Source organism: Actinomadura fulvescens, assembly GCF_039533225.1.
Lineage (GTDB): Bacteria > Actinomycetota > Actinomycetes > Streptosporangiales > Streptosporangiaceae > Spirillospora > Spirillospora fulvescens.
Genome location: NZ_BAAATD010000007.1, coordinates 469428 through 493637, shown reverse-complemented (window position 1 = coordinate 493637; position 24210 = coordinate 469428). Strand labels below are relative to the sequence as shown.

The 24210-nt window shown below is 68.7% G+C and carries 25 protein-coding genes; 14 read left to right on the top strand and 11 right to left on the bottom strand.

Going from position 1 to position 24210, the window contains the following annotated elements:
* Positions 1 to 311: 311 nt before the first annotated feature.
* Positions 312 to 434 carry a hypothetical protein gene (locus ABD333_RS27295; RefSeq protein ID WP_344545340.1) on the bottom strand — a complete coding sequence of 41 codons (123 nt, stop codon included), beginning with the start codon at positions 432 to 434 and terminating at the stop codon, positions 312 to 314.
* A 64-nt stretch (positions 435 to 498) separates the two neighbouring features.
* On the opposite strand from ABD333_RS27295, the gene ABD333_RS27290 reads away from it, so the two are divergent.
* Both ABD333_RS27290 and ABD333_RS27285 read left to right on the top strand, forming a co-directional pair.
* Complete coding sequence (locus ABD333_RS27290; protein ID WP_344545339.1) at positions 499 to 1071, top strand: phospholipase A2; 573 nt, start codon at positions 499 to 501, stop codon at positions 1069 to 1071.
* 43 nt (positions 1072 to 1114) lie between these two features.
* Positions 1115 to 1453 (top strand): SCO4225 family membrane protein, encoded by a 339-nt coding sequence (locus ABD333_RS27285; protein WP_344545338.1) that lies wholly within the window; start codon positions 1115 to 1117, stop codon positions 1451 to 1453.
* Between the two features lie 34 nt (positions 1454 to 1487).
* Here ABD333_RS27285 and ABD333_RS27280 read toward each other — a convergent pair whose 3' ends face one another.
* On the bottom strand, positions 1488 to 2129 hold the full coding sequence (locus tag ABD333_RS27280; RefSeq protein ID WP_344545337.1) for a Rid family hydrolase: 642 nt from the start codon (positions 2127 to 2129) through the stop codon (positions 1488 to 1490).
* Between the two features lie 665 nt (positions 2130 to 2794).
* Between ABD333_RS27280 and ABD333_RS27275 the strand changes: the two genes are divergently transcribed.
* Positions 2795 to 4159, top strand: coding sequence for an aminotransferase class V-fold PLP-dependent enzyme (locus ABD333_RS27275; RefSeq protein ID WP_344545336.1), 1365 nt, complete (start codon positions 2795 to 2797; stop codon positions 4157 to 4159).
* 105 nt (positions 4160 to 4264) lie between these two features.
* Here the strand turns inward: ABD333_RS27275 and ABD333_RS27270 are convergent, their stop codons facing one another.
* Positions 4265 to 5305 (bottom strand): helix-turn-helix transcriptional regulator, encoded by a 1041-nt coding sequence (locus ABD333_RS27270; protein WP_344545335.1) that lies wholly within the window; start codon positions 5303 to 5305, stop codon positions 4265 to 4267.
* Between the two features lie 105 nt (positions 5306 to 5410).
* On the opposite strand from ABD333_RS27270, the gene ABD333_RS27265 reads away from it, so the two are divergent.
* The 3 genes from ABD333_RS27265 to ABD333_RS27255 all read left to right on the top strand — a co-directional run bounded on the left by ABD333_RS27265 (position 5411) and on the right by ABD333_RS27255 (position 7539).
* A complete protein-coding gene (locus tag ABD333_RS27265; protein ID WP_344545334.1) occupies positions 5411 to 5863 on the top strand; it encodes a VOC family protein in 453 nt (150 codons plus the stop codon).
* Positions 5864 to 6212: 349 nt separating this feature from the next.
* Positions 6213 to 6710, top strand: coding sequence for a hypothetical protein (locus ABD333_RS27260; protein ID WP_344545333.1), 498 nt, complete (start codon positions 6213 to 6215; stop codon positions 6708 to 6710).
* A 49-nt stretch (positions 6711 to 6759) separates the two neighbouring features.
* On the top strand, positions 6760 to 7539 hold the full coding sequence (locus ABD333_RS27255; protein WP_344545332.1) for an alpha/beta fold hydrolase: 780 nt from the start codon (positions 6760 to 6762) through the stop codon (positions 7537 to 7539).
* A gap of 60 nt (positions 7540 to 7599) precedes the next feature.
* Here ABD333_RS27255 and ABD333_RS27250 read toward each other — a convergent pair whose 3' ends face one another.
* Together ABD333_RS27250 and ABD333_RS27245 are read right to left on the bottom strand one after the other, a co-directional pair.
* On the bottom strand, positions 7600 to 8298 hold the full coding sequence (locus ABD333_RS27250) for a hypothetical protein (RefSeq protein WP_344545331.1): 699 nt from the start codon (positions 8296 to 8298) through the stop codon (positions 7600 to 7602).
* Positions 8299 to 8449: 151 nt separating this feature from the next.
* Positions 8450 to 8845 carry a hypothetical protein gene (locus tag ABD333_RS27245; protein ID WP_344545330.1) on the bottom strand — a complete coding sequence of 132 codons (396 nt, stop codon included), beginning with the start codon at positions 8843 to 8845 and terminating at the stop codon, positions 8450 to 8452.
* Positions 8846 to 9259: 414 nt separating this feature from the next.
* On the opposite strand from ABD333_RS27245, the gene ABD333_RS27240 reads away from it, so the two are divergent.
* The gene (locus tag ABD333_RS27240; RefSeq protein WP_344545329.1) at positions 9260 to 10216 is read left to right on the top strand and encodes an esterase/lipase family protein; all 957 of its coding nucleotides are present in this window, start codon (positions 9260 to 9262) and stop codon (positions 10214 to 10216) included.
* 268 nt (positions 10217 to 10484) lie between these two features.
* Here the strand turns inward: ABD333_RS27240 and ABD333_RS27235 are convergent, their stop codons facing one another.
* Positions 10485 to 12368, bottom strand: coding sequence for a helix-turn-helix domain-containing protein (locus tag ABD333_RS27235; protein ID WP_344545328.1), 1884 nt, complete (start codon positions 12366 to 12368; stop codon positions 10485 to 10487).
* 45 nt (positions 12369 to 12413) lie between these two features.
* Positions 12414 to 13328 (bottom strand): 3-hydroxyacyl-CoA dehydrogenase family protein, encoded by a 915-nt coding sequence (locus ABD333_RS27230; protein ID WP_344545327.1) that lies wholly within the window; start codon positions 13326 to 13328, stop codon positions 12414 to 12416.
* A gap of 367 nt (positions 13329 to 13695) precedes the next feature.
* Between ABD333_RS27230 and ABD333_RS27225 the strand changes: the two genes are divergently transcribed.
* The 7 genes from ABD333_RS27225 to ABD333_RS27195 all read left to right on the top strand — a co-directional run bounded on the left by ABD333_RS27225 (position 13696) and on the right by ABD333_RS27195 (position 19993).
* Complete coding sequence (locus tag ABD333_RS27225) at positions 13696 to 14463, top strand: CoA transferase subunit A (RefSeq protein ID WP_344545326.1); 768 nt, start codon at positions 13696 to 13698, stop codon at positions 14461 to 14463.
* Positions 14463 to 15104, top strand: a complete 642-nt coding sequence (locus ABD333_RS27220; protein WP_344545325.1) for a CoA transferase subunit B — start codon at positions 14463 to 14465, stop codon at positions 15102 to 15104. The genes ABD333_RS27225 and ABD333_RS27220 overlap by 1 nt, the downstream gene beginning before the upstream one ends.
* Positions 15105 to 15273: 169 nt before the next feature.
* Complete coding sequence (locus tag ABD333_RS27215; RefSeq protein ID WP_344545324.1) at positions 15274 to 16635, top strand: MFS transporter; 1362 nt, start codon at positions 15274 to 15276, stop codon at positions 16633 to 16635.
* 52 nt (positions 16636 to 16687) lie between these two features.
* Positions 16688 to 18343 carry a tannase/feruloyl esterase family alpha/beta hydrolase gene (locus tag ABD333_RS27210; protein ID WP_344545323.1) on the top strand — a complete coding sequence of 552 codons (1656 nt, stop codon included), beginning with the start codon at positions 16688 to 16690 and terminating at the stop codon, positions 18341 to 18343.
* Between the two features lie 116 nt (positions 18344 to 18459).
* Positions 18460 to 18717: an acyl carrier protein gene (locus ABD333_RS27205; RefSeq protein WP_344545322.1), complete on the top strand. Its 258-nt coding sequence runs from the start codon at positions 18460 to 18462 to the stop codon at positions 18715 to 18717.
* Complete coding sequence (locus ABD333_RS27200; protein WP_344545321.1) at positions 18717 to 19319, top strand: hypothetical protein; 603 nt, start codon at positions 18717 to 18719, stop codon at positions 19317 to 19319. The genes ABD333_RS27205 and ABD333_RS27200 overlap by 1 nt, the downstream gene beginning before the upstream one ends.
* A 44-nt stretch (positions 19320 to 19363) precedes the next feature.
* The gene (locus tag ABD333_RS27195; protein ID WP_344545320.1) at positions 19364 to 19993 is read left to right on the top strand and encodes a hypothetical protein; all 630 of its coding nucleotides are present in this window, start codon (positions 19364 to 19366) and stop codon (positions 19991 to 19993) included.
* A 71-nt stretch (positions 19994 to 20064) separates the two neighbouring features.
* Here ABD333_RS27195 and ABD333_RS27190 read toward each other — a convergent pair whose 3' ends face one another.
* The 4 genes from ABD333_RS27190 to ABD333_RS27175 form a co-directional block, all read right to left on the bottom strand.
* On the bottom strand, positions 20065 to 21771 hold the full coding sequence (locus tag ABD333_RS27190) for an amidohydrolase (RefSeq protein ID WP_344545319.1): 1707 nt from the start codon (positions 21769 to 21771) through the stop codon (positions 20065 to 20067).
* A 30-nt stretch (positions 21772 to 21801) separates the two neighbouring features.
* Positions 21802 to 23130 carry an MFS transporter gene (locus ABD333_RS27185; protein WP_344545318.1) on the bottom strand — a complete coding sequence of 443 codons (1329 nt, stop codon included), beginning with the start codon at positions 23128 to 23130 and terminating at the stop codon, positions 21802 to 21804.
* Positions 23131 to 23291: 161 nt separating this feature from the next.
* The gene (locus tag ABD333_RS27180) at positions 23292 to 23837 is read right to left on the bottom strand and encodes a flavin reductase family protein (protein ID WP_344545317.1); all 546 of its coding nucleotides are present in this window, start codon (positions 23835 to 23837) and stop codon (positions 23292 to 23294) included.
* A gap of 16 nt (positions 23838 to 23853) precedes the next feature.
* Complete coding sequence (locus ABD333_RS27175) at positions 23854 to 24198, bottom strand: cupin domain-containing protein (RefSeq protein WP_344545316.1); 345 nt, start codon at positions 24196 to 24198, stop codon at positions 23854 to 23856.
* Between the last annotated feature and the right edge of the window lie 12 nt (positions 24199 to 24210).

Below are 24210 nucleotides of genomic sequence, written 5' to 3'. Positions count from 1 at the left end.
CTGCCCGACCGGCCCGACCAGAGGGTGCTCGGGCCCGGATGGCGCCCCGAGTTCCTTGGGGGCATGGTCGGCTACCGATTGCGCGAGGCCGGCCGGGGCTTTGACGTCACGGCTCCAAATGGTGAATCGACGGTTCGCTTCCAACGCGTGTCCGGCAACGTTTACCGAGCGCCGGATGGTTCGACCATTGTGAGGAAGCGGGGCCACTTGGTCGAGCGGGATCGGGCGGGGCTGACTTTCGAGTGGTCGCGCGTTCGCGGCAATTGGGTTCCGACGGCCGTCGGCGCGGCTGGGGAGGCCTCGGTCGTTCGCTACGACAGGAGCGGCCGCATTTCCCACATCACCTCCTCGACGTCCAGCAAAAGCGCCTCGATCGCCTTGCGGTACGCGAGCGCGGCGGGCGATGCCCACCCGGGGCGACTTCGTGAGATCATCTTCAGGCCCGCGTCCGGAAAAGGTTCTGCCGTTGCGGTCCGGTACACCTACGACGCATCCGGCATGTTGCGGGAGGCCGTCGACAATGCCGCGGGTGGCCTTGAGGGACACGAGACCTACCGCTACGACGGGCGCGGCCGGCTGGCGTCCCTGGCGTCCGCCGAACGGGGCGGCTGGTCGTTCGGGCGTGACAGGGAAGGGCGGATGGTGAGCCAGACGAGCACCTCCGCCGCCGTCGCCCGCAAGGGCTGCGCCTACGCGTCGCAGTGGATGTGGGGTCGTGACTACTGCTGGCCAAGGCACAGCAGGGTCTACTACGAGAAGCAGTGGCGAGCGGTGTACTGGCTGAAGACCGTGAACCGCTTTCCGGTGGTCGGCATCTACTACGACTACTGCACCAAGTCGCCGGACAAGCCCGACGGCTACGACTTCCGTGCCGGGTGCGCCATGCACGACTACGGGCGCGCCTTGACGCACAGCCGCAACGGTCAGCTCAGGGGTAAGAAGAGCGCGGTCGACGCCGTCTTCTACACCACTCTCAAGGACAAGACCTGTGCCCGCTACAAGCGCCACAAGGGCACCATCTGCCGCAAGTACGCGTGGTCTTACTACAAGGCCGTCCGGAAGCTCGGCTAGGCAGCAGCCATGCTCTGCCCCGCTGACCAGTGAAAGGTTCGTTGTGGAAATCGTCAGGAACCTGGGCCGCTCGGTGGACTTCCGAAACGGAAGAGTCGCGGCGTGGATCGCCGTCGGATACGCCGCCGTGATGCTCATCGTCGCGGCCAGCGTTGGTGTGACGCTGCTCGTGACCGAGGACAGCTTCGCTGGGGTGTGGCTGTTCGCCATCACCTTCCCGCTGTCGATCGTGGTCTTGCTGGCGCCGATTCCGGGTGGCCTGGTCACGTTCGTGGCCCTCGTTGCGGCGGGCCTTCTGCAGGCGTGGATCCTGTGGCGCGTACTGCGGGGCCCGCGCCGGAGCTCCGGCGCCGCCGGTGTGGGCGAGGAACGCGGGGGGTGAAGGGGGCGCCCGGCTTCCGGGCGCCCCCGGCGCATCACCTACGGGGGAAGGCGGCAACCACCTCTACTTCGACCAGCCAGCCCGGGAGGGGAAGGTTCTCAACCTCCAAGTTCACGCGGGCCGGACGGGCTGGGTTGACGAGCATCGGGGGCGCCGGCGGGGCGGTGCCGAGGGGGACGTCGACGGGCTTGCCGGTCGCCAGGTCGGTGTTGGCGAAGAACTGCCGGTACCCACGGTTCCAGCCGGCGAAATCCGCGACCGTCGCACCGGGCGGGTTGGCCAGGAACGCCCGCATCGAGATCACGTCCTTGGGGGTGAGTCCCTGCACCTTCAGATTCTCGGTGATCTGCTTGAGAGCGTTGATGGCTTGCGCTTCGGTAATTGTCACTCCTGGGGGCAGAGTGCCGCCGGGGAAATCGATGTAGCGCTCGGGTGTGCCGGCGGGCGCGGCAAAGTTGGCCTCCTTGGCGCCCAGGCCACTGGAGGTGTACGTCGCGACGAATGCCCCGGTCGCGACGCCGTTGGCGATGTGCGGGAAGGTCTGGCCGGGTGGGAGCGCCACGCGCACCTCGGTGGGGCGGGGCGGGCGTACAGGTCTTTCGGGAGCGGCGGAGGCCGCTCCCCCGGCGACGACCACGGTGGCGGTGACGAGGCCTCCGATGACGATCCTTCGCATGGTCATCCCTTCAGGACGCGCTGGTGGGAGTTCAGTGACGACCTTGCGGGCTGACTCGAACAAGCCGTGCTGGCAGGCGAACTCATAGATGGGCCAATCACCGGCGTAATGGAAGCTGCCCTGCCGCCCGCAGCGCGGATTGTACTCAGCCCCGCGGCTGGGCCAGAAGGCCCAGCCGCCCTCGATATTCCGCTGGCGGCTCCAGGCAATGGGCGCCGCCCGTGGTAGCCGTCATGGAGAAAGTCCAGGTCGGTGGCGGAGCCTTCGTTCCGGCCGACTCGTTATAGCGAAAGGCCCCGGCGTCGGAGTTGGTGAAGACCTCCAGCGGGATGCCCAAATCCCGGCACATCCTGACGAATTTCAGCCGAACGACACCAGACCGGCCAACGGCTGGACACCATCGCCGGCGCCGGATCGGCTCTGCCAAAATACCGTTTCAAACACATCCGTATCCACCCCCGAGCTTAAACGGGGTTTACCGTTTGTGGGCGCGATGCGTCCGACCAGATGTACTACGTGCACGAATAGAGGTTCTCCTACCAAGGCGTTGACTAGTTCGGACGAATCCTGTCCAATGAACCAATGTGCTGGGCGCGTTTCCGGACATGGGGCGCGGTCTCGGCCGACATATGGCCGACTTCTCTCCTGCGGAAATAGGGGCGCTCATGACAACGGCCAATCGGCGACAGTTCATGGTCGGAGTGGGGACGGCAGCGGCCGTCGGCCTGCCAGGACACCCGGCGGCCTCCGCGACCGGGCCGGGCTCCGACGCGGCGGCGCTCACCTACCAGGGCCCCGAGCTGGTCGACGCCAACGGCACCGTCGATTGGGAGGCGGTACGCGCCGAGTTCCGGCTCGATCCGCGCTGGGCGCACTTCGGCCTGTTTCTGATCGCTTCTCACCCGCGCCCGGTACGCGAGGCCATCGAGTTCTACCAACGGAAGATCGACGCCGACCCGCTATGGGCCGACGAACAGCTCTTCACGCCCGGCCAGGACATCCGTACCGGCATCAAGGCCGTACTCGCCGACTACATCGGTGGCCGGGCAGAAGAGATCTCGCTCATGCCCAGCACCACTATCGGGCTGGCCATGTTCTTCGCCGGCCTGCGCATTCGACCGGGCCAGGAATTGCTCACCACCGAACACGACTTCTACTCACTGCACGAGTCGGCCCGCCGGGCGGCCGAGAAGAATGACGCGACCGTACGCTTCGTCCGTCTGTACGACGATCCGGCGAAGGCGTCGGGCGCCCAGATGGTCGAACGGCTGCGCCGGAGCATCCGGCCGAAGACCCGTGCCGTGGCTGTCACCTGGGTGCACTCCAGCACGGGCGTAAGGCTGCCGCTAGCACCGATCGTTGACGCGGTGGCCGAGGCCAACCAGGGCCGCGCCGAATCCGACCGCTGCCTGCTGCTGGTCGACGCGGTCCACGGTCTGGGGGTAGACGACGTGGCCGCGGCGCGGTGGGGGGCCGACTTCGTCGTGGCCGGCACGCACAAGTGGCTGTTCACCCCGCGCGGTACCGGAATGCTCTGGGGCAAGGCCGAGCTCTGGCCGCACCTGCACCCGACCATACCGACGTTCGAGTTCACCCCCGAAGTCGACGAGGCCTGGCTGAAGCGGCGCCCGCTGCCCCCGACGCGGGCGTCGTACGTCTCGCCGGGCGGGACCTTCGCCTACGAATACCAGTTCGCCATGCCGGCGGGCATCGCCTTCCACCGGCGGATAGGCCCACACCGGATCAAGGCCCGGATCCACCAGCTCTCCGACCACGCCCGCACCGAGCTGGCCCGCATGCCCGGCGTGACGCTGCGTACGCCACTGGACCCCGCCCTGGCCTCCGGCCTCGTCTGCTTCGAGGTCGCGGGAATGACACCGGCGCAGGTCGTCGCCCGTTTGGCCGAACGGCGTATCCGCGCGACGGCCACGCCGTACCTGCCCTCGTACGCCCGGATCGGTACGGGGATCATGAACTCGCCGGCGGAGGTCGACCGATTCCTGCGCGCCGTCCGTGACCTGCGGCCATGAGGCAGTGTCGTATCCCGGGGCCTGTCGGGCCCTAGCACCGCCGTTTCGGCATTGCCGCCGCCCCGGCCCCCACCGCCACCGTCGGTGGCCGCGGTGCCTGGTCGGTCAGGTTCGGGGTGAACGGTTCGCCGCCGGTCCCCCGGTTCCGCGGTCGGCGGCTTTGGCGGCTCGCCGGGCCAGGTCCTGGAACGCGGCACGCAGTTCAGGAGAGTCGACCACTTCGATGTCGGCGTCGAAGCGGGCGAGCATGGCCGCCAGGCCGGCCCAGGACCACGAGCCGATCCGGAGGCGGCAGCGGTCCGGGCCGAGCGGTTCGACGACCCCGTCCCGGGCGAACGGTACGACTTCGTCCGCGGGCAGGTCGAGGATCACTTCAGCGTGGCAAGGCCACGTGTCGGGCCCATCGGAGCCTTTGAACCGTGCGGCAAGGAACGTCGCGGGGTCGCCGCCGGGGACCTCGCGCGGGGTGAAGCGAGGCCCGTTGGGAACGCGAGGGGTCATGCGGTCGGCACGGTAGACACGCCAGTCCTCGCGTACCGGCTCCCACGCGACCACGTACCAGCGTCCGGCGCGGGCCAGCAGGTGGTACGGCTGCGCTCGACGAGGCGGTGGCGGCATGTCGTCGCCGGTTTCCGCCTGCGGCACCGACCGGTAGTCGAACCGCAGTTCCTCGCGGGCGTGGATCGCGGCACCGATGGCCAGCAGGACGCTGGTGTCGACCGGAGCGTCACCGGCGCGTTCCGGCCGATCAACAACGGCCGGCTCAAGCGCGTCGAGGCGGCTGCGCAGTCTCGCGGGCATGACCTGACGCAGGGTGGCGAGCGCACGGGCGGCAGGCTCCTCGATCCCGGCGCCGATCAGCGCGGCGCCTCGCAGCGCCACGGCCAGCGCGACCGCCTGCTCGTCGTCGAACAGCAATGGCGGCAGGTGCGCGCCGGCGTCGAGCCGGTAGCCGCCGTCCGGACCTTTGGTCGCCCGGACGGGGTAACCGAGGCTGCGGAGCCGGTCGACGTCGCGTCGCACCGTGCGCGGAGCGACGCCCAGACGTTCGGCGAGCACGGCACCCGGCCAATCACGGCGCACCTGCAACAGGGACAGCAGTGACAGCAGCCGTCGTGACGCGGACGGAGCGGAATCGGTCGCCATGTCATCGAGGATGCCGCAAGAAGCGGACACTATCTGACCTCTACTGGTGCGACTGTCTCTCTTGTCGCCGGAACGGTCCGGCCAGCAACGATCAAGGAGCTGACCATGGCAGTCAACGCCGTCGCCCACCTGAACTTCCACGGCGAGGCGCGCCGGGCGCTGGAGTTCTACCAGTCGGTCTTCGGCGGCGAGATCACCATCGCCACCTACGGCGACTTCGGCATGCCGAAGGACGTGCCCGGCGCCGACAACGTCGTGTTCGGCCAGGTCATCGGCCACAGTGGCTTCCGCGTGATGGCCTACGACGTGCCCGGCCAGGACGGGAACGTTCCGGCCGGGAAGACCACCCGCCAGAACGGGATGACGATCACCACGGAGAAGTTCTTCCTCTCCGTCCGTGGCGAAACCGTCGACGAGGTCGGCGCGTTCTGGGAGAAGCTCTCCGATGGCGCCACCATCATCGAGGCGTACGGCCCCGTCCCGTGGGCGCCGGCGTTCGGCATGCTCACCGACCGCTTCGGCATCACGTGGATCCTCGACGTGGCGGCGGCGTACTGACCCCTCCGGATCGCCGACCACGGCGCGAACGCTGGGAGACGACCGGCCCTGGCTGGTCGTCTCCCCGGGGTCCGATGGCCCACTTCAGGCCATCCGTCCCTACCCGTACAAGCCGTGAACGTCACCTGCAGGGCAGGACCCCGCGTGGGCGAGCACGCATCCCTCAGGCCGTCCGGTTGCGGCCGAGGCGTAGACGATGGTGGCCGTATATGGGATCCAGACACCCGCCGTGACCGAAGTAGTAGCCGCGTTGGCCAGACGCCAAAGCCAGACCGTCGTTGATCTGGGCTGGCTCGCGCCAGATCTGCTACTTGACGTTCAATAGCAAGTACTTGCTATCGTCCGTCAAGTGACGACCACGGAAGACCACATCGAACTGGTGGACGAGCTGGTCCGGATGCTGGAGACGCGGATTCTCGACCCTCTGGAGATCCTGCTGACCTCCGGCGAGCCTCTCGGGCCGATCAGGGCACGGTTGCGCGTCGAGGCTGAGGTCTGGGCGGCCCAGTTGCTCGGCGCCGACCGGGAGCGGGCCACCCTGACCGCAGCCCGGCTCATCGGGGTGTTCTTCCCCGGCGACGCGCCGTTCGACCCGCCCGCCTCATGGTGGCGTACCGCGCTGGGACGGGCCGTGGCCCGCACGACCGGCCACCCCGCGGCGGCGGCCGTGTCGTACTCCACGGCGGGGGCGATGCTCGGCATCACCCGGCAAGGCGTCCACGACCTGGTCAAACGCGGCAAGCTCGACCGGGATCCCCATGGTGGCGTCACCTCCTCCTCCATCCGTGACCGGCTCAACCGCCCTCAGGAGAGCATCCGTGCCACCACAAGAAGTGATCATCGATGATCGTCCGGTCCCTGTGGCCGTTCGCGACCACGGCGGCCACGGAGTTCCCGTGCTGCTTCTTCACGGCCTGGGCGGCACTCTCCTGCACTGGGACGCGGTCGCGCCGCTGCTGACCGGCGCGCACCGGGTCGTCGCGATGGACCTGCGCGGCCATGGACTGTCCGGCGACGGACCGTGGGAGTGGGAGGCGGTCTTGGACGATGTGCAGGCGGTCATCGACCATTTCGGCCTGGACGCTCCCCGTGTCGTTGGCCACTCTCTCGGCGCCATGGTCGCGGTGCGATGGGCGCTGCGCCATCCGGACGGCCCCGGGATCGTCAACCTCGACGGCCTGCGTTCGGCCGAGACCGCGCCACAGCACTACGCGGGCATCGGGCACGATGACCTGACCGCGCTTCTGGCGGAGCTGAAGGCCGTCTTCGACGCCCAGGCCGAGGCGATGGCGCGGCCGCTGCCCGAGACCCACGCCGCCCTGCATCCCCAGCGGGCGCTGCACACCACCGATGAGGGCGTCTACGTGCGACCGGACGCCGCGCTGGCCAGGCAGATCAGATACGACCCGTACTTCCGGGACAGCATCGCGGCGGTGGCCGACATCCGCTGCCCCGCCCTGTTCGTCCTGGCCACCGAGAACCTGCCCGGTCTGCCAGGCCGCATCGGCGATCTCATGCCGGCGCTGCGTGCGGGGATCCGCCGTGACCTGCTGGCCCTCACCGCCGCCCGGCCGCACCTGCGCGTGCTCGAACTCGCCGCCAGTCACAACATGGTCGCCGAACAACCCGAGCAGATCGCCCAAGCCGTGCTGGGATTCCGGCCGGAGTGGGGTTGAGAAATCCAGGAACAGCAGGCTGGTTCGTCAGGCCTCGCTGCAAGGCCAGCGCAGTGGCGGTCATCCGTCGTCTTGCTCGGCGTAGGCATCCCACAGTTCACCGGCAAAGATCCGACCGAACCTAACGAGAGCGCTCGGGCCACCCGGGCCTGAGGCATGGAAGGTGGTGAGCTGACGGGCGAAGTCGGTGAGCTGGATGTGCAGTACGCCCGCCCCCATGACCGGGGCCGTGGCGTCGGCGTCCTCCTCCACGTGGCCGTCCAGCAGGCGCACATACAAGGTGGAGAACTCAGGCCAGGCCCTGACGGGCGGCAAGTGCGGGACGGATTTCTCCCCGGTGAGTGTGCGAGGGCGCCTCTGGCCGTCCGTGAAGTGAAGACGGTACGTCAACTGTTGGTCCTGGGCGCCGGTCGGCGCGACGAGATTGAACCAGCCGCGCTGGACAGGACGCCGGCCTCCCTGGCGGGCGTTGTCCACCCATCCTTCGACCCGTGCGGTGTGCTGTGGTTCGGTCAGGAACCGGTCCACGTCCTCGACGGTAATGGTGAGGCGGAAGGACAACCGTTCCCTGCCCTCGTCCAGCTCACCGGAACGCGGATCGTCCACCCCGTAGGTGATGAAGCCCTTCATCTCCTCGGTGAACGACAGCGACGTCTGATCCAGCGTCTCGGGGCCGAGCCTGTGTGGCTCCGCTTCCGCCACTGGCGGGCCGGTCTCCCCCGCCGCGCTGGCCTGGCCGTACGAATCGATGGTCGGCACGGCCGGGGCGACAGGACTGCGAACTGCCGGATACCGGGCCAGCGCTGCTACCAGCCTGCCGAAGGTGCTGTCGACGGGGATGCCGCGCGGCGAGGAACGCTGTGGTCCGGGCGGACGGGCCAATGCGGCCATTAGCCCACTGGCCGCTCTGCTACGGCGCATTGCCGCTCCCTCCCGCGGCCGGCTGCCCGGACTGCCCAGTGGGAGCGGGCGTAGCCGCAGGGTCCGGTGGCAACTCCAGGGCAGCCGGCACATCCAGGTTCAGCGGAACCAACCGGGCCAGCTTCTCGATCACCAGCGGGGCCGCCACCCCCAGCCCGAACGCCGCCACCGCACCGGCGACCTGCCCGTCGTGGGCCATCGCGGCGGCGACCACGCCACCGACCCCGACCCGAATGAGCACCGATACCCAAAAGGCCGCCATGCCCTGCGGGATCGGACGGCGCCAACTCCACCGGCGGCGCGACCGGATGTGGGCGTACAGCTCCAACGCCTCCACGCACACGCCGCCGGCCAGCCCCCACAACGCCGCCTGCCACCACTGCATGCCCCCGAACCTAACCCGCCTCAGACTCCCATGGCTCGGCCAAGAGCAAAGTGAGTTAGTTCGTGCAGCCGGAACCGCCTATCCGTGGCACGCGCGGTCGTGTCCACCGCGAAGCCTTGTATAAGCGCGCCCCCACGAATCTTGAGCAGCGGATAGCGATGGGCTGGGCCAGGCGGGCATTGTGCGCTCGGAGGTTGACCAGTTCCCGATAGCGGTCAGGAAGTGTCGGTGGATCTCGAACCGGCATGGTGCACATTCACGGCGCGAAACAGTGGGCTTGGTTCCCATAGGCAGTGCGTGGCGGTCGGCTTTCTAATTGGGAGCCACCTCGGTCCCACCCCCCGTCTTCCGTCAGCTCGACCGAGCCTCCTGAGCCGTTCTGCTCATGCGGGGGCTGACGGATAGGAGGCATCGATGCCACACCCCACCCCCGCTGAGATGGTGCAGCGGCCCGGCCACTACCGCAGCATGATCGCCGCGGTCGTGGCGGCGCTGACCGCCGCGGTCCTGATCGCGTTCCCCTCGGGCCCGGCCACCGCCGCGGCCGTCCACGACCCGGTGATCATGATTCCGGGCATGACGGGTGACGTCGGCAACATGGCCACGATGAAGTCCAACCTGCAGTCCAACGGTTGGCCGGCCGACCGCCTGTTCACCTGGACCGACAGCAGCAAGATGACCCAGGACCTGGCCGTGGCCGCCAAGGAACTGGGCACCAAGGTCGACCAGGTCCGCTCCCAGACCGGCGCCTCCCGGGTCGTGCTGGCCACCTGGTCGGCCTCCACCCTGGCCGCCCGCTACTACGTCAAGAACCTCGGCGGCCAGGACAAGGTGTCGCAGTACATCGGCTTCGCCGGACCCCAGCACGGCACCACCAACAACGGCTGCCAGATCTACGTGTCGTGCCAGCAGTTCGCCTCGGCCAACACCCCGTTCCTGCGGGCGCTGAACTCCGGCACCGAGGTACCCCACAGCGACAAGGTCTTCTACATGACCGTGCGGTCGGTCAACGACATCAACGCCGCCCCCTACGACACCGCCAAGCTGGAGGGTGCGCACCACAACTACCTGATGTCCGGCCCCATGGCGCCCACCCACTTCACGATCATCAGTAACACCACCGCGCTGGCGGAGATGCGCAAGTTCATCGTCGAGCACGAGGACACCAACCCGCCGACCACACCGCCCACGGGCGCCTGCTACACGGCCAGCAACTCCAGCCATGTTCAGGCAGGGCGGGCCCGCGCCAACTTCGGGCAGGTCTACGCCAACGGCTCCAACCAGTACATGGGCTACAACTCGGCCTACATCACGACCAAGCTCCGCGAGAAGTCCGCGAACTACTACGTGATTGACAACACCTGCACCTGATCGCATCCGCCGGATCCCGCTGGACGGTGACAGACCTGCGGCCGGGCCGGGTGGTGATTGCCCCGGTCCGGCCGCAGACCACTTGTGCAGGACACTCGATCCGCCAGAGCAGGCACCTCGGTCCCGGGCCGTGTGGTTGCAGAGCGGAGGTTCGGCACCGAACTGCCGGTTGGCGGTCCGCGGCCTGTTGGTGTGCCTCACCACCCACCTATACGGCGGGCACAGCGGCCCGCTTGGTCGTGGGAGGGACGAGGAGGTTGTGCCGTGGTTACTGCTGGGGGTCTTGGCTGCTGACTTTGAGCAGGCGTAGGGCTATGTGGATTTCTAGCAGGTGGTCGGCTTGGCGCCAGGTTTCGCCTAGGAGCTGGGTGATCCGGTTCAGGCGCTGGGTGACGGTGTTGGCGTGCAGGTGAAGGGCTTGGGCGGTGTTGCGGGTGTTCTGGTTGTTGGCGCAGAACACTTCGAGGGTGTGGAGCAGCTCCGAGCGGTGCAGGCGGTCGTACTCCATGACCGGGCCGATCGTGGCGTGGACGAACGCGGGAATGTCGGGGCGCCCGTTGAACAGCGTTCCCACAAAGCCCAGGTCGCGGGCGTCGGCGAGGTCGCCTACGCGGCCCAGCGCCAGCAGTGTGCGCATGCACCTGGCGGCCTCGTCGTGGGCGGCCGCGATCTGCGTGACGTGGGCCGCCTGTGCTGTGCCGGCGGTGACGGGGTGGTGGCAGGCGCGGGCCAGTTCACGGACGGCGGTACGGGCGACGGCACGCGGGTCGTCGCCGGGCAGCAGCAGGACCACCGTCCCTTGATGGTGGGTGGCCAGACCCCGTTGGCGGCGCGCCAGGGCGGCGGTCTGGGCGTGCACGCCGCCGTGGAACGTCCCGTCGGTTTGGGCGACGACCATGGTGTGGCAGGCGTCCAGGTCGACGCCCAGCAGGCGGGCGCGGTGCTGGAGCAGGTCGTGGTCGTGGGGTTCGCCGGCCAGCAGCTCGGCGAGCAGTTCGCCGCCGACCCGGGCCTGCGCCTCGGCGAGCCGCCGGCGCGTCACCAGGACCAGCGAGGCCACCAGCGCGGCACGTTCCAGGATGCGGCGGTCGGTGTCGCCGATGGCCACCTCGCCGAGCAGGAGGACGGCGCCCAGGTCTTCCGACTCGGTGATCATGGGGACGGCGCACAGGTCAGGGCGGACGAGGGTGTGACCCGACGTGCGGGCCTGCGCGCCGGCGGCGGCCAGGTCCTGGACGGAGGTGGCGGTGACGGCGCCGGTGGCGGTGACCACGCCGCCGTGTTCGTCGATGACGACGACCTCGCCCGGCAGGACGTCGGCGGTCGCCTGGGCGACGTCGTCGACGCCCTTGCCCTGCAGCACCAGTTTGGTGAGCCGCTCATGGATGTCTGCGGCGCGTTCCAGGTCCTCCACGTGGGAGCCGATCGTGGCGTTGGCGACGCGCAGGTCCTCGACCGCCGACCGGGTGGCGGTGAGCAGCCGCGCGTTCTCGATCGCCACGGCCGCGTGGGCGCCCAGCATCGTCAGCGCGCTGATGTCCTGGCCGCTGAACTCGCGCATGCTGCGGTGCGAGGCCAGGAGCACCCCGATGACCTCGTGCTTGATCTTCAGGGGCACGCCCACCAGGGATTCGATGCGCTCGGCGAACACGGTGCGGTCGATCTCCGGGGTGCGGATGATCGACGTGTCGTCCCGGTAGGAGGAGACGCTGCAGGGCTTGCCGGTGCGCGCGACCAGACCGCCGACGCCGGTGCCGGCGGGCAGGCGGAGGCCGTGGAGCAGCCCGGAGATGTTGCCCGAGGCCGCCTTGATGTAGCAGTCCCCGCGGTCGCGGTCGCTGAGGCTGATGTAGGCCAGGTCGCTGTCCAGCAGACGGCGGGCACGGTCGGAGATCGCCTGCAGGATCGAGTCCAGATCGCGCATGGACGCCAGGTCGTTGGCGGTGTCGTTGAGCAGCTGCAACTCCGACTCGTTGCGCCGGTGTCTGGCCAGCAGTTCGCGCAACCGCAGCGCGATGGCCCGCTCCTGCTCCAGGTAGGTCAGCCGTTCGGCCGGAGCGCCCGCCGCCCGTGCGCGTTCCACCAGCGCATCGAACGTGGCGACGTCGGCGTCCTCGACCAGCAGGCGGAGGAACGACTCGTTGTCAGGCACCGCCGTCACCTCATCGTGAAGTCGGGTTGGATGGTGCGGTGGTCGTCAGGGGGTGGTGGTGAGATTGCGGCGGATTCCCTCGTCCAGGCGCTGTCTGACTTCGGCCTCGCGCCCGGGCGGCCAGGTCAGCAGACCCGTGCCCGAGGAACGTCCCTGGTGTCCTTCGCCCAACAGTTTATCGATGCTGGGAAAGTCCTCTTTGTCCGTCGACAGATGGGGGGCGAGGTTGCGCAGGATGTCGCGGGTCAGCCGCAGGCCGATGTAGTCGGCGTTCTCCATCGGGCCCACCGACGCCCAGCGGAGCCCCAGGCTGGACCGCATCACGGTGTCGATGGTCGCCGGGTCACAGACGCCCTGGTCGAGCAGGTGCAATGCCTCGCGCAGCAGCGCGAACTGCAGCCGGTTGCCGACGAAGCCGGGAACGTCGCGCCGCAGCCGGACGATCGTCTTGCCCATCGCGGTGAGCAGCTCGCAGGCGTCGTCGACGACACGTTGCTCGGTGCGGGCACCCGGCGCCACCTCCACCAGGGGAATGAGGTAGGGCGGGTTCCACCAGTGCACCCCGGCGAGCCGCCGTGGACGCACCATTCCCTCGGCCACCCGCGTGATCGACAGCACCGAGGTGTTGGTCCAGATCGGCGTCGCGGGCGCTGCGGCCGACTCCAGTTGCGCCAGTACCCGATGCTTGGCCTCCAGCCGTTCGGGGACCGCCTCCACGATGACGTCCGCCTCGCGCGCTACGTCGTTCAGCGCGGGCACGGTGGTGACGTGGGCGCTGATCCGTTCGGCTTGGGCCCCTGTGATCCCGCACTGCGCCAGTGCCTGCCCGACTCGGGAATGGAAGGTGGCCAATGTCCGGGGATCCACGTCGTAGACGGCGACGTCATGGCCGGCCCGGGCCAATGCCACGGCGATTCCGTGGCCCATGAGTCCGCCGCCGACGATGCCGAACCGAGTCATGAGCCAAGCCCCATTCCATTGACCGATAACGGAGCCGAACCCCAGGTCCGCCACACCCTCACGGCGCGGACCGCGGCGTGCGGCGCCCTGCGGACCAAACGCTAGGTTCAGCGCGCCGGCGGTTCAATGTGGAACGTTCACACTGATTTCCCGCAGGGATGTGAGAGGGCACCCGCCATTCCGGCGAATGGTTCGTGTGGTCCGGCTGCCGTCCGTACTCCCCCGGACGTCGCGGCCCCGAGCCGTGGACCGCACCCACCCAAAACCTTCAATTGTGTGGATCAACGCCATGGAAGGTCCCGGAGGCCGGGCTCTGTAATGGTCGGCGTCTCAATGCTTGACCGGCCGAAAAGATGGAGAACTCTGCATGGACAAAGTGGTTGCGAGCGCTGCCGAAGCGGTGGCCGATATCGGGGACCGGGCCTCTCTGGCGGTGGGCGGATTCGGGTTGTGCGGCATTCCCGAGACGCTGATCCGCGCCGTACATGAGCAGGGTTGCGGTGAGCTGCGGCTGGTCTCCAACAACTGCGGCGTGGACGGCCGGGGCCTGGGCATCCTGCTGGCCTCGGGCCGCGTCGCACGCGTCACCGCCTCCTACGTGGGTGAGAACAAGGAGTTCGCCCGCCAGTATCTGGCCGGTGAACTGGAGGTCGAGCTGATCCCTCAGGGCACGCTCGCCGAACGGCTGCGCGCCGGCGGGATGGGCATCCCCGCCTTCTACACCCCCGCAGGCGTCGGCACCCAGATCGCCGCCGGCGGCCTGCCGTGGCGCCACGACGCCCACGGAGCGGTCGCCCTGGCCTCCCCGCCCCGCGAAACCCGCGTGTTCGACGGCCGCGGGCACGTCCTGGAACGGGCGATCACCTGCGACTTCGCCCTCGTCCACGCCGCCCGCGGCGACCGGCACGGCAACCTGGTCTTCCGCCGCTCGGCCGCCAACTTCAACCCGCCCGCGGCGATGGCCGGACGCGTCACCATCGCCGAGGTCGAGGAGCTGGTCGAGCCGGGAGAGCTGGATCCCGACCAGGTCCATCTGCCGGGCGTGTTCGTGCAGCGTGTCGTCGCGCTCACCCCCGAGCAGGCCGCCGACAAACCCGTCGAACACCGCACCGTCACCGAAAGGAGCGCGCGCTGATGGCCTGGAACCGCGAGCAGATGGCCGCCCGCGCCGCCGCCGAGCTCACCGACGGCAGCTACGTCAACCTCGGCATCGGACTGCCCACCCTCATCCCCAACCACCTCCCGCCCGGCGTGCACATCGTCCTGCACTCGGAGAACGGCATCCTCGGCACCGGCCCCTTCCCGGCCGCCGACGATCTCGACCCCGACCTGATCAACGCGGGCAAGCAGACCGTCACCGTCCTGCCGGGCGCCGCCTTCTTCGACTCCGCGCTGTCGTTCGGCATGATCCGCGGCGGCCACCTCGACACCGCCGTGCTGGGCGCCATGCAGGTCTCGGCCCGCGGCGACCTGGCCAACTGGATGATCCCAGGCTCGATGGTCAAGGGCATGGGCGGCGCGATGGACCTGATCCACGGCGCCCGCCGCGTCCTGGCCCTGACCGAGCACATTGCACGCAACGGCAGCCCCAAGATCGTGTCCGAGTGCACGCTGCCGCTCACCGGCCGCGGATGCGTCCAGCGGATCATCACCGACCTGTGCGTCCTGGACGTCACGCCCGGCGGACTGCGGCTCGTCGAGACCGCACCCGGAGTCCGCGCCGGCGATGTGGAAGCCGCGACCGCCGCACCGGTCATCGTTCCTGAACGAGCCTGACCCGCCGACGCGTGTGTGCGTCAGTCACCGAACCGCCGGTGAAGTGTGGATGCCGTTCACATAGCGACCGTGCAGGCCATCACCTAACGTTCCCTGTCACAGCGGTGCGTGTGTCGCAGATCACCACATATGCGCACCGGAACACCCACCACCCGGAAGCAGCGATTCCATGCCCCACACCCCTGCGCACTCGACGTCCCGGCCGGGCGGCATCGGCCGCGTCGTCGGCGCGTCCCTGATCGGGACCACGATCGAGTGGTACGACTTCTTCCTGTACGGCAGCGCCGCCGCGTTGGTGTTCAACAAGCTGTTCTTTCCGACCAGTGACCCGCTGGTGGGGACCCTGATCGCGTTCGTCACCTACGCCATCGGGTTCGCCGCCCGGCCGCTGGGCGGCGTGGTGTTCGGTCACTTCGGCGACCGGATCGGCCGCAAGAAGCTGCTGGTCGTCAGTCTGGTGATGATGGGCGGCGCGACCTTCGCCATGGGGCTGCTGCCGACCTACGCCACCATCGGCGTCGCCGCCCCGATCCTGCTCACCGTCCTGCGTCTGATCCAGGGCTTCGCGCTCGGCGGCGAGTGGGGCGGCGCGGTGCTGCTCGTCTCCGAGCACGGCGGCGCCGAGCGGCGCGGCTTCTGGGCCTCCTGGCCGCAGTCCGGCGCGCCCGGCGGGAACCTGCTGGCCACCGGTGTGCTGGCACTGCTGGCCGCCGTCCAGTCCGACGCGACGTTCCTGGCCTGGGGCTGGCGCGTCCCGTTCCTGCTGTCGGGCCTGCTGGTCCTGGTCGGCCTGTGGATCCGCATGTCGGTGTCGGAGTCCCCGGTGTTCCTGGAGGCCAAGGCCCGCGCCGACGCCACCGAGACGGAGGCGGCACCCGTCGTTCAGGTGTTGCGAACGAGCTGGCGACAGGTTCTGGGAGCCATCGGGACCCGGTTCGGGGAGAACATCTCCTACTACATCCTCACCTCGTTCCTGCTGGTCTACGTGACCACCCACCTGAGCCTGAGCAAGAGCACCGCGCTGAACGCCGTGCTGATCGGCTCGGCGCTGCATTTCGTGACCATCCCGCTGTGGGGGGCGCTGTCGGACCGCATCGGCCGCCGTCCCGTCACACTGATCGGCTCGATCGGCATGGCGATGTGGGCGTTCGCGTTCTTCTCCCTGGTCGACACCAGGTCGTTCGCCGTCATCACCCTGGCGGTCACCGTCGGGCTGCTGCTGCACGGCGCGATGTACGGTCCGCAGGCCGCCTTCCTCTCCGAGATGTTCGACACCCGCGTCCGCTACACCGGCGCGTCGATGGGCTCCCAGCTCGCCTCCATCATCGCCGGCGCGCTCGCCCCGATCATCGCGGTCGAACTCCTGAAGGACTACGACTCCGCCACCCCCATCGCCCTGTACGTGTGCCTCGCGGCCGTCGTCACCACCGTCACCGTCGCGCTGATCAAGGAGACCCGCGGCCGTGACCTGGCCCGCCCGCTGACCGGAGACGATGCCCCGCTCGCCAAGGAGCCGGTGCCGGGCGTATGAGGTCCGTTCCCGTCCTTCGCCCATCAAGGATCTCGCTCAGAGGAAGGTCGTCATGAGCCGATACAAAGCCCTGGTCGCGGGAGGCGCCGTGGCGCTGTCCGGAATGGCGGCCCTCCCCGCGCAAGCGTCAGTGCCGCCCGCCGGCAAGGCCTGTACGGACCTTGCCGGGTTGGCCATCCCCGCGTCGGCGATCGGCCTCCCGACCACCGGCGGGCACGTTCGCCAGGCGACGCTGGTCCCGGCCTCTGGGCAGGGTGCCTCCGCCATTGGCGAGCACTGCCGGGTGGACGCGGCCCTGCACCCGGTCGATCCCACCGCGCCCGACATCTTGATGAGAGTCGCGCTGCCTACGGTCTGGAATGGCAAGACGATGATGTTCGGCGGCGGCGGATACGACGGCACCATCCCCAACATCGCTGGCAACGTGCCCTACGGCCCCGCCGACCAGCCCACTCCCCTTGGCCGCGGCTACGTCACGTTCGCCAGCGACTCCGGGCACCAGGCCGCCCCCGACTTCCAGCCGACCCCCTCGCTGGACGGCTCGTTCGCCACCAACGACGAGGCTCTGCGTAACTTCGCCGGTGACGCACTCAAGAAGACGCGCGACGCCGCCGCCTACCTCATCGGCCAGCGGTATGGGGTCCGGCCCGCCCACAGCTACTTCGCCGGCGGCTCCTCAGGAGGACGCGAAGCACTCGCCGTGGCGCAGCGCTGGCCACGCGACTTCGACGGCATCATCGCCGTCTACCCCGCCTGGAACGCCGCGACCCTGGACCTGTTCTTCGGATACCAGGCCCAGCTGCTGTCGCGGCCCGGAGCGTTCCCCGGCCCGGCCCAGCAAGAGCTGCTGCACCGCAGCGTGATCAACGCGTGCGACGGCCTGGACGGTGTCCGCGACGGTGTCGTCTCCAACGAGCGCGGCTGCCACTTCGATCCCCGCGTCCTGCGCTGTGCCACTCCCCACCCCAGCAGCGACGGCGCCTGCCTGACCAACCGGCAGATCCGCGCCGTCCGCGCGCTGTCCTCGCCGCTGCGGCTGCCCTACCGCATCGCCAGCGGCGAAACCGGCTACCCGGGCTTCCCGTTCCTGTCGGGCGCGGCGATGACCACCCCGCTGCTGGGCATGGGCACCACCGCGCCGGCCGATCCGATGCCCAAGACCAGCGGCTACGGCGTCCAGTTCTGGGACCAATGGATCCGCTACGCCGTCACCAGGGACGCCACGTACAGCCCGCTGGCGATCGATCCCCGCCACCCCGGCAAATGGCGCACCCGCATCAGCCGGCTGTCAGCCCTGCAAGACGTCAACAACCCCGACCTGCGCCCCTTCGCCGCCACCGGCGGCCGTCTCCTCATCATCCACGGCCTGGCCGACGAACTGGTCAGCCACCGCTCCACCGCCCAATACTTCAACAGAATCCGCGCGACCATGGGAACACAGGCAACGGCGCGGTTCGCCCGGTTCTACACAGTGCCCGGAGCCAACCACGCCAACATCAAACCCGCGTTCGCCGCCAGCTGGGACTCCCTCACCGCCCTGGAAGGCTGGGTGGAGAACGCCACCCCGCCCAAGCACCCCATCGTCAAGGACCTCAACCCCACCGCCGCAGGCCGCACCCGGCCCCTGTGCGAATACCCGGCCTGGCCGCGCTACAGAATGACCGGTGACCCCAACCACGCGGCCAACTTCGCCTGCCACCAACCCTGAACACACCTCACGCAATGGTCTTCGCGGCCATCGGCTCCCTAGGGTGAGTGAGCCTGGGCGGCTAGTGCCGGGTTACGATGCGGGGTGGTTTGAGTCGGAATGTAGCGGGGGCTGGGGTGGCGGAGCAGGATCTCGCGGCGATAAGGACCCATGTCGCCCATGTCCTGGCCATCGACGTCGGGCGGCTGCAGGACGATACCGACCTCCTCCAGTTCGGGCTGGACTCCCTGGCGCTTGTGGAGATCTTCGCTTGGCTGGAGGCCCGGTTCCGGATCGCGATCGCGATGGGCGAAGGGCTGGCGACGTTGTTCGAGGCCCCGACCGTTGGCCAGTTGCACGCGTTCGTCCGGTCCTCGATGCGGAGACACTCTTGATGATCGCTGTGGTGCTGCCCCTGGCGACACTGGCGCTCGGCGCGGGGCTCGGCTTCGTCTCGAGCATCGTGCTGGAGAGCCGCCGGCAGGCGAACGGCATCGCCACAAAGATCATCGAAGGCTATCTGGAGCTGCGCAAGGAACTGTGCGCCGAAGTGGCCACTCTGGCCAGCCTCCGCGTCGGAGCGGCGCCCGCCGTCGAGGACCTGGCCGCCAAGCAGGACGCCATCTCCCACCTGTACTACCGCTTCTATGACTTCACGCCCAAGCGCGTGCTGCAGGAGCTCAACTGCCTGTACGCGTGCCTCGGTGACCGCGAGAACCGCATCTACGTCATCCGCGACGACAATCTGCGGCTCGCCGACGAGGCCGAGACCGCCGCGCTGATCCAGGAGATCTCGCTGCTCGGCAACTTCAAGCACTACGCCCTGCTACCGCTCGCCAGCAGCGACCCGATGATCCGCCGGGCGGCTTCGATCAACTACCAGGCCCGCCGCGTCCTGCACGTCATCAACCAGGACCTCAACATCCGAGCCCTGCACAGATGGTCTCGGAGTCCTCGCAAGGCCATATCCGGCCGCAGGCAGCGCGGCTCGCTCTAAGCCAAGCGGCTGCGGTGTCCTGAGGCTTGCCCTATCATCGCGCGATGCGTCGCCTTATCGTGATCATTCTGCTCTGCGTTTCGGCGTGCGGTTGGGGCGGTGAGAAGAGTGAGGGGCTGGACGCTGCTCGGCTGCGGGCGGCCCTTCTGGACTCCTATCCGGGGATGACGCCGGGAACTGTTGACGCCCAGCCGCACTATCAGCAGGTGGAGGACCGGCTGATGGCGGGCCAGCCATGGCCGGGCGGTGCGACCGAGTGCGCCATGCGGCTTTCTGCCGGGGGGTTCGTGCGGGCGTCCGGAGACACGCGAGCCCAGGCTCCTGCCGCGCTACGGGGCTGGCAGAGGGGGCCGAACGACGCCCGCATCCTGCAGTGGCTCGTCGCCTTGCCGGGCGGAGGGGCCCAGCAGGCGGTACGCGCGCCGCTGCCGGAGCGGTGCCGGCACTACGAACTCGACGTCAAGGGTTCGAAGATCAGCCACACGGTCACCGACCGGCCGCTCGATCTCGGTGACGGGGGACGGATCTGGGCGACGCACAGGGACCCGGGCCTGCAGGCGACGATCACGGTGGTGTTCGCCTACCGGGGTGTACTGGTGGTCATCACCTGCGGGGAGAGCGACCAGGGCGGCTTTCCGGAGCTCGCGCTGCGGCGGCTGAAAGAGCACCTGTGAGCGGCGGAAGCCGCCTCGGACGTTAACGGCGGTGGCGGCTGGAGGGTCGCCACCGCCGTTGTCGGTCTGGCTTACTTGAAGGACGGGTCGCGGTGGGTTTCCTTGCCCTCGAATAGCGTCAACATCACTTTTTTCTCGCTGATCTGGGTGATCGGAGTGGCGAAGAGGTTCTTCTCGACGACGACGAGGTCGGCCTTCTTGCCCACCTCGATCGATCCCCGTTCGTTCTCCGCGAAGATCATGTGCGCGCCGTTGAGGGTGTAGCTGGCGATCATCTCGTTCAGGGACGCCCGCTCTTTCGGCCACGCCGCCTGGTCCAGGTCGCCTTCACGGGTCGTGTTCGGGTCCAGCCGGGTCATGCCGACCTCGATGCCGGTGAGGGGGTACATGTCCTGTTCGAACGTGTCGCTTGAGGGGAAGTCGCTCGACGAGACGACCGGGATACCGGCATTCACGTAGCTCTTGAAGCGGTTGAGGTTCTCCAGTTTGTTCCGTGGGGCGTCGTCGTACCAGTCCTTGCCGAACCACGGCGGCTGCGGGACCGGAATCGCCCCGAGCCTCTTGAACCGCTGCACGTCCTTCCGCTTGACCCAGTCGGCATGCGTGACCACATGGCGGGAATCTCGCTTCCCGTTCTTCCTGGCGGCGTACTCGAACGCGTCCAGGGCGTTGCCCGACGGGTAGAAGTCCGGGTTTCCGATGGCGTGGACGTAGACACGGAAACCCTTCCTGTCGAGGGCGGCGACGGTCTTCTCCAGGACCTTCTGGTCCCACACCAGTTGGCCGGCACCGACGCCGTCGGAAAAGATCTTGATGGTGTCGATCTTGTAGCGTTCGCCCTGGTACCTGTCGCGCAGCGCGGCGAGGTCGTCGACCTGCTCGGTGCCCCGGTTCTCGTCGGCCCAGAGCCCGAGGTCGAAGCGGACGGTCAGTTCGCCGGCGTCGTCCATCGCCTCGAACGCCTTCAGGAGGTTGACCGTCGGGTAGTGCACCGGGACGAACGTCGAGGTGATGCCGTCCGCGGCCGCGACCCGCTGCCACTTCTCGATGGTCTGCCGGTACTGGTCGACCGTGAAGTCCGGTTGCGGCAGCGCGTTGATCACCAGGTTCTGCGCTGAGAACTCGCGGACGATCCCATTGGGTTCACCGGTCTTCTCGTCCCGTTCGATGGTGCCGCCGGGCGGATCCTGCGTGTCCTTGGTGATGCCGGCGAGTTCGAGGGCCTTGGAGTTCACCACCAGGCTGTGGTGCCCGTTCGAGATGATCACTACGGGGATGTCGGACACGACCGTGTCCAGAAGCTCCTTGGGCATCACGCCGGCGGCCTTGGCGTCCCTTGAGACGTCGTCCCAGCCGACGCCCCGCAATTGCTGGGCTTCCGGGTCCTGAGCTCGGTGTCTCCGGATCGCGGCCTGCCGTTCCTCCACGGTGCCGTAGGGATTCAGGCTCAGCCAGAACAGGCTCTCGGCCATCAGGTAGGCGTGATTGTGGCCGTCGACGAATCCGGGCATCATCATTCGGCCGCCGAGGTCGACCACCCGCGTACGCGGGCCGGTGAACATCGCGGCGCCGGAATTGCCGCCGACGTAGACCATTTTACCGTTCTTGACGGCGACGGCCTGGGCCCAGGGCCTGCCCTTGTCCACCGTGTAGATCTGCCCGTTCCGCAGGACCAGGTCCGCCGACCGGACCGAAGCGGACGAGGCGACGCCGAAGCCGGCGGCCATCGAGATCGCGAGTAGCGTTGCCAGAACGAAGGATCTGAATCTGCTGACCATCGCGCACCTTTCCTTGACAGGTGAGAGCGGCTACTTGGGCCCGTCGACGTTCGCCAGGTCGACGGTCCGCGTCTCGCGGGCGACCAGCGTGGCGACCAGGGAGATGGCGCCCATGACGGCGAGGTAGGCCCCGATGGCGTAGCCGGTGTCGAACCAGCCATAGAGGGCGACCGCGATGATGGGTGCCAGTGAGCCGGCGAGTACGGACGCGAGGTTGTACGCCAGCGAGACGCCGGAGTAGCGAACCTCGGTGGGGAAGAGCTCGCAGAAGAACGCGCCGATGACCGAGCTGTAGGCGGCGAAGATCAGCAGCCCGCCGGCGACGGCCACGATGATGGCGCCGGTGTTCCTGGTGTCGAGCAGGGCGAAGAAGACGAAGCTCCAGACGATGGTGGCGACCGAGGCGGCGAGGTAGATGGGCCGGCGGCCTCTGCGGTCGGCCAGGATGGCGAACAGCGGGATGGCGACCACCGCGACGCCTTGCCCGATCATGACCGCGGCGAGCCCGACGGACTTGTCGAGGTCGAGCATCTTGGTGACGTAGGTGATCACCAGCAGGGAGTAGATGTAGAAGCCGGCGTTCTCCCCGAAGCGGGTGGCGGCGGCGAGGATCACCTGCCGCCAGTGGTCGCGGATCACCACGCCGAGGGGCATGCGCCGCGGCTCGTCGGCTCGGGCCGCCTCCGCCTGCTGGAAGAGCGGGGTCTCGGTGACGTACAGCCGCAGCCACAGGCCGATGATCACCAGCAGTGCGGAGAGCGCGAACGCGATGCGCCAGCCCCAGTCCAGGAAGGCTTCCTCGGACATGACCGCGCCGAGCGCGACCAGGGCGCCGGCCGCCATGAGATTGCCCAGCGGCGGCCCGACGTTGGGCCACGACGACCAGAACGCCCGGCGCTTCGGGTCGCCATGTTCGGATACCAGGAGAACCGCGCCGCCCCACTCGCCGCCCAGCGCGAACCCCTGGACGAGCCGGAGCACGACCAGAAGGACTGGTGCGGCCACGCCGATCGCCGAGTAGGGCGGGACCAGCGCGATGAGGAACGTGGCGGTGCCCATCAGCAGCAGGCTGGCGATGAGGGTCGCGCGCCGTCCCCGGCGGTCGCCGTAGTGGCCGAGAACAGCCGCGCCGATGGGGCGCGCGACGAACCCGACCGCGTACGTGCCGAACGCCAGCATGGTGCCCACCAGCGGGTCGGCGTCGGGGAAGAAGAGCTCGTTGAACACGAGGGCGGAGGCCGTGCCGTAGAGGAAGAAGTCGTACCACTCCACAGCGGTGCCGGCGAGGCTGGAGCCGGCGATGAGCGGCAGGCTCGTGTGCGCTTTGCGCTTGCTAGGTTGGACAGCGGTATTGGTCATGTCGACCTCCTGCGGTCGAGTCCGAACGAGTTGGTGGTGACGAGGCCCTGGTGGGAGGGCGCGGATCGATGCCCACTGGCCCCGGCGGCTGTGTGCGCAGCCGCCGGGGTTTCGCGGGATCGGCGTTGATCGTTCGGGAGCTGGAAGGTCCGGTGGACTGGCTAGAAGGTCCAGTGGACGGGTTCGTGTCCGCGGTCGACGATGTCGCTGAACCTGCCTCCAAGGAATCCGAGGGGTTCGCCTTCGCGCTCGCAGACGGCGCGGACCTCTCCGATGACGACGACGTGGTCGCCTGCGACGAAGTGCCGTTCCACCTCACATTCCAGGTGGGCGAAGGCATGGGGGATCACCGGCACGTCGTGCCGCTCGTGGGTCACGTCGAGGCCGGCGAAGTGGTCCTCTCCCCGGCGGGCGAAGCGCAGGGCGAGCTGCTCCTGGCGGGCGGAGAGGATGTTGACCGCGAACCGCCCGGCGCGGATGATCGCGTCCGTGCTGCGCGCGCCGATGGTCAGGCACACCAGCAGCAGGGGCGGGTCGAGCGAGACCGAGGTCAGCGAGTTGACCGTCATGCCGTGCGGCGTGCCGTCAGCGCTGGTGGTGACCACGGCGACGCCGGTGGCGAAGCGGCCCATCGTGCGGCGCATGGTCAGCGGGTCGACGGCGGCGTTCATGTCGGCGTTCATGTCGGCGAGGTCGGCGGAAGGCATGCGGCCTCCAAGGTGATCAGGCGCGGTAGCGCACTTCGAAGGTCAGCACACCTTCGTCGGTGCGCCAGGGGCCGTGCGGCATGCCCGGCGGGCGGCAGGCGTACATGCCCTTGACGAACGTCTTGCCGAGGGTGAGGTCGGTGAACGAGCCTTCGAGGATGTAGACCTCCTCCCAGAAGTCGTGCTTCTGCACGCCCATCGGGGTGGAGTCGGCTCCCGGCTCGTAGCGCAGGATGCGGGTGGCGACCCCGGTCTCGGGGTCCGCCGCGAGGATCCGTTCGACGATCTTCGGGTCGTCCCCCGGGCAGACGGTGAAGTCCACGTCGGTGACCGGGAAGAACTCGTGCTCGGGCTTGCTCATGGCGCTCCTCGG

What these genes read in the sequence shown, in the direction of transcription:
- ABD333_RS27220 (WP_344545325.1), top strand. Translation starts at nt 14,463, where the DNA reads ATGGCCTGGAACCGCGAGCAGATGGCCGCCCGCGCCGCCGCCGAGCTC.
- ABD333_RS27215 (WP_344545324.1), top strand. Translation starts at nt 15,274, where the DNA reads ATGCCCCACACCCCTGCGCACTCGACGTCCCGGCCGGGCGGCATCGGC.
- ABD333_RS27240 (WP_344545329.1), top strand. Translation starts at nt 9,260, where the DNA reads ATGCCACACCCCACCCCCGCTGAGATGGTGCAGCGGCCCGGCCACTAC.
- ABD333_RS27185 (WP_344545318.1), bottom strand. Translation starts at nt 23,130, where the DNA reads ATGACCAATACCGCTGTCCAACCTAGCAAGCGCAAAGCGCACACGAGC.
- ABD333_RS27200 (WP_344545321.1), top strand. Translation starts at nt 18,717, where the DNA reads ATGATCGCTGTGGTGCTGCCCCTGGCGACACTGGCGCTCGGCGCGGGG.
- ABD333_RS27290 (WP_344545339.1), top strand. Translation starts at nt 499, where the DNA reads ATGTTGCGGGAGGCCGTCGACAATGCCGCGGGTGGCCTTGAGGGACAC.
- ABD333_RS27210 (WP_344545323.1), top strand. Translation starts at nt 16,688, where the DNA reads ATGAGCCGATACAAAGCCCTGGTCGCGGGAGGCGCCGTGGCGCTGTCC.
- ABD333_RS27225 (WP_344545326.1), top strand. Translation starts at nt 13,696, where the DNA reads ATGGACAAAGTGGTTGCGAGCGCTGCCGAAGCGGTGGCCGATATCGGG.
- ABD333_RS27180 (WP_344545317.1), bottom strand. Translation starts at nt 23,837, where the DNA reads ATGCCTTCCGCCGACCTCGCCGACATGAACGCCGACATGAACGCCGCC.
- ABD333_RS27195 (WP_344545320.1), top strand. Translation starts at nt 19,364, where the DNA reads ATGCGTCGCCTTATCGTGATCATTCTGCTCTGCGTTTCGGCGTGCGGT.
- ABD333_RS27275 (WP_344545336.1), top strand. Translation starts at nt 2,795, where the DNA reads ATGACAACGGCCAATCGGCGACAGTTCATGGTCGGAGTGGGGACGGCA.
- ABD333_RS27265 (WP_344545334.1), top strand. Translation starts at nt 5,411, where the DNA reads ATGGCAGTCAACGCCGTCGCCCACCTGAACTTCCACGGCGAGGCGCGC.
- ABD333_RS27270 (WP_344545335.1), bottom strand. Translation starts at nt 5,305, where the DNA reads ATGGCGACCGATTCCGCTCCGTCCGCGTCACGACGGCTGCTGTCACTG.
- ABD333_RS27175 (WP_344545316.1), bottom strand. Translation starts at nt 24,198, where the DNA reads ATGAGCAAGCCCGAGCACGAGTTCTTCCCGGTCACCGACGTGGACTTC.
- ABD333_RS27190 (WP_344545319.1), bottom strand. Translation starts at nt 21,771, where the DNA reads ATGGTCAGCAGATTCAGATCCTTCGTTCTGGCAACGCTACTCGCGATC.
- ABD333_RS27280 (WP_344545337.1), bottom strand. Translation starts at nt 2,129, where the DNA reads ATGCGAAGGATCGTCATCGGAGGCCTCGTCACCGCCACCGTGGTCGTC.
- ABD333_RS27295 (WP_344545340.1), bottom strand. Translation starts at nt 434, where the DNA reads ATGATCTCACGAAGTCGCCCCGGGTGGGCATCGCCCGCCGCGCTCGCG.
- ABD333_RS27245 (WP_344545330.1), bottom strand. Translation starts at nt 8,845, where the DNA reads ATGCAGTGGTGGCAGGCGGCGTTGTGGGGGCTGGCCGGCGGCGTGTGC.
- ABD333_RS27230 (WP_344545327.1), bottom strand. Translation starts at nt 13,328, where the DNA reads ATGACTCGGTTCGGCATCGTCGGCGGCGGACTCATGGGCCACGGAATC.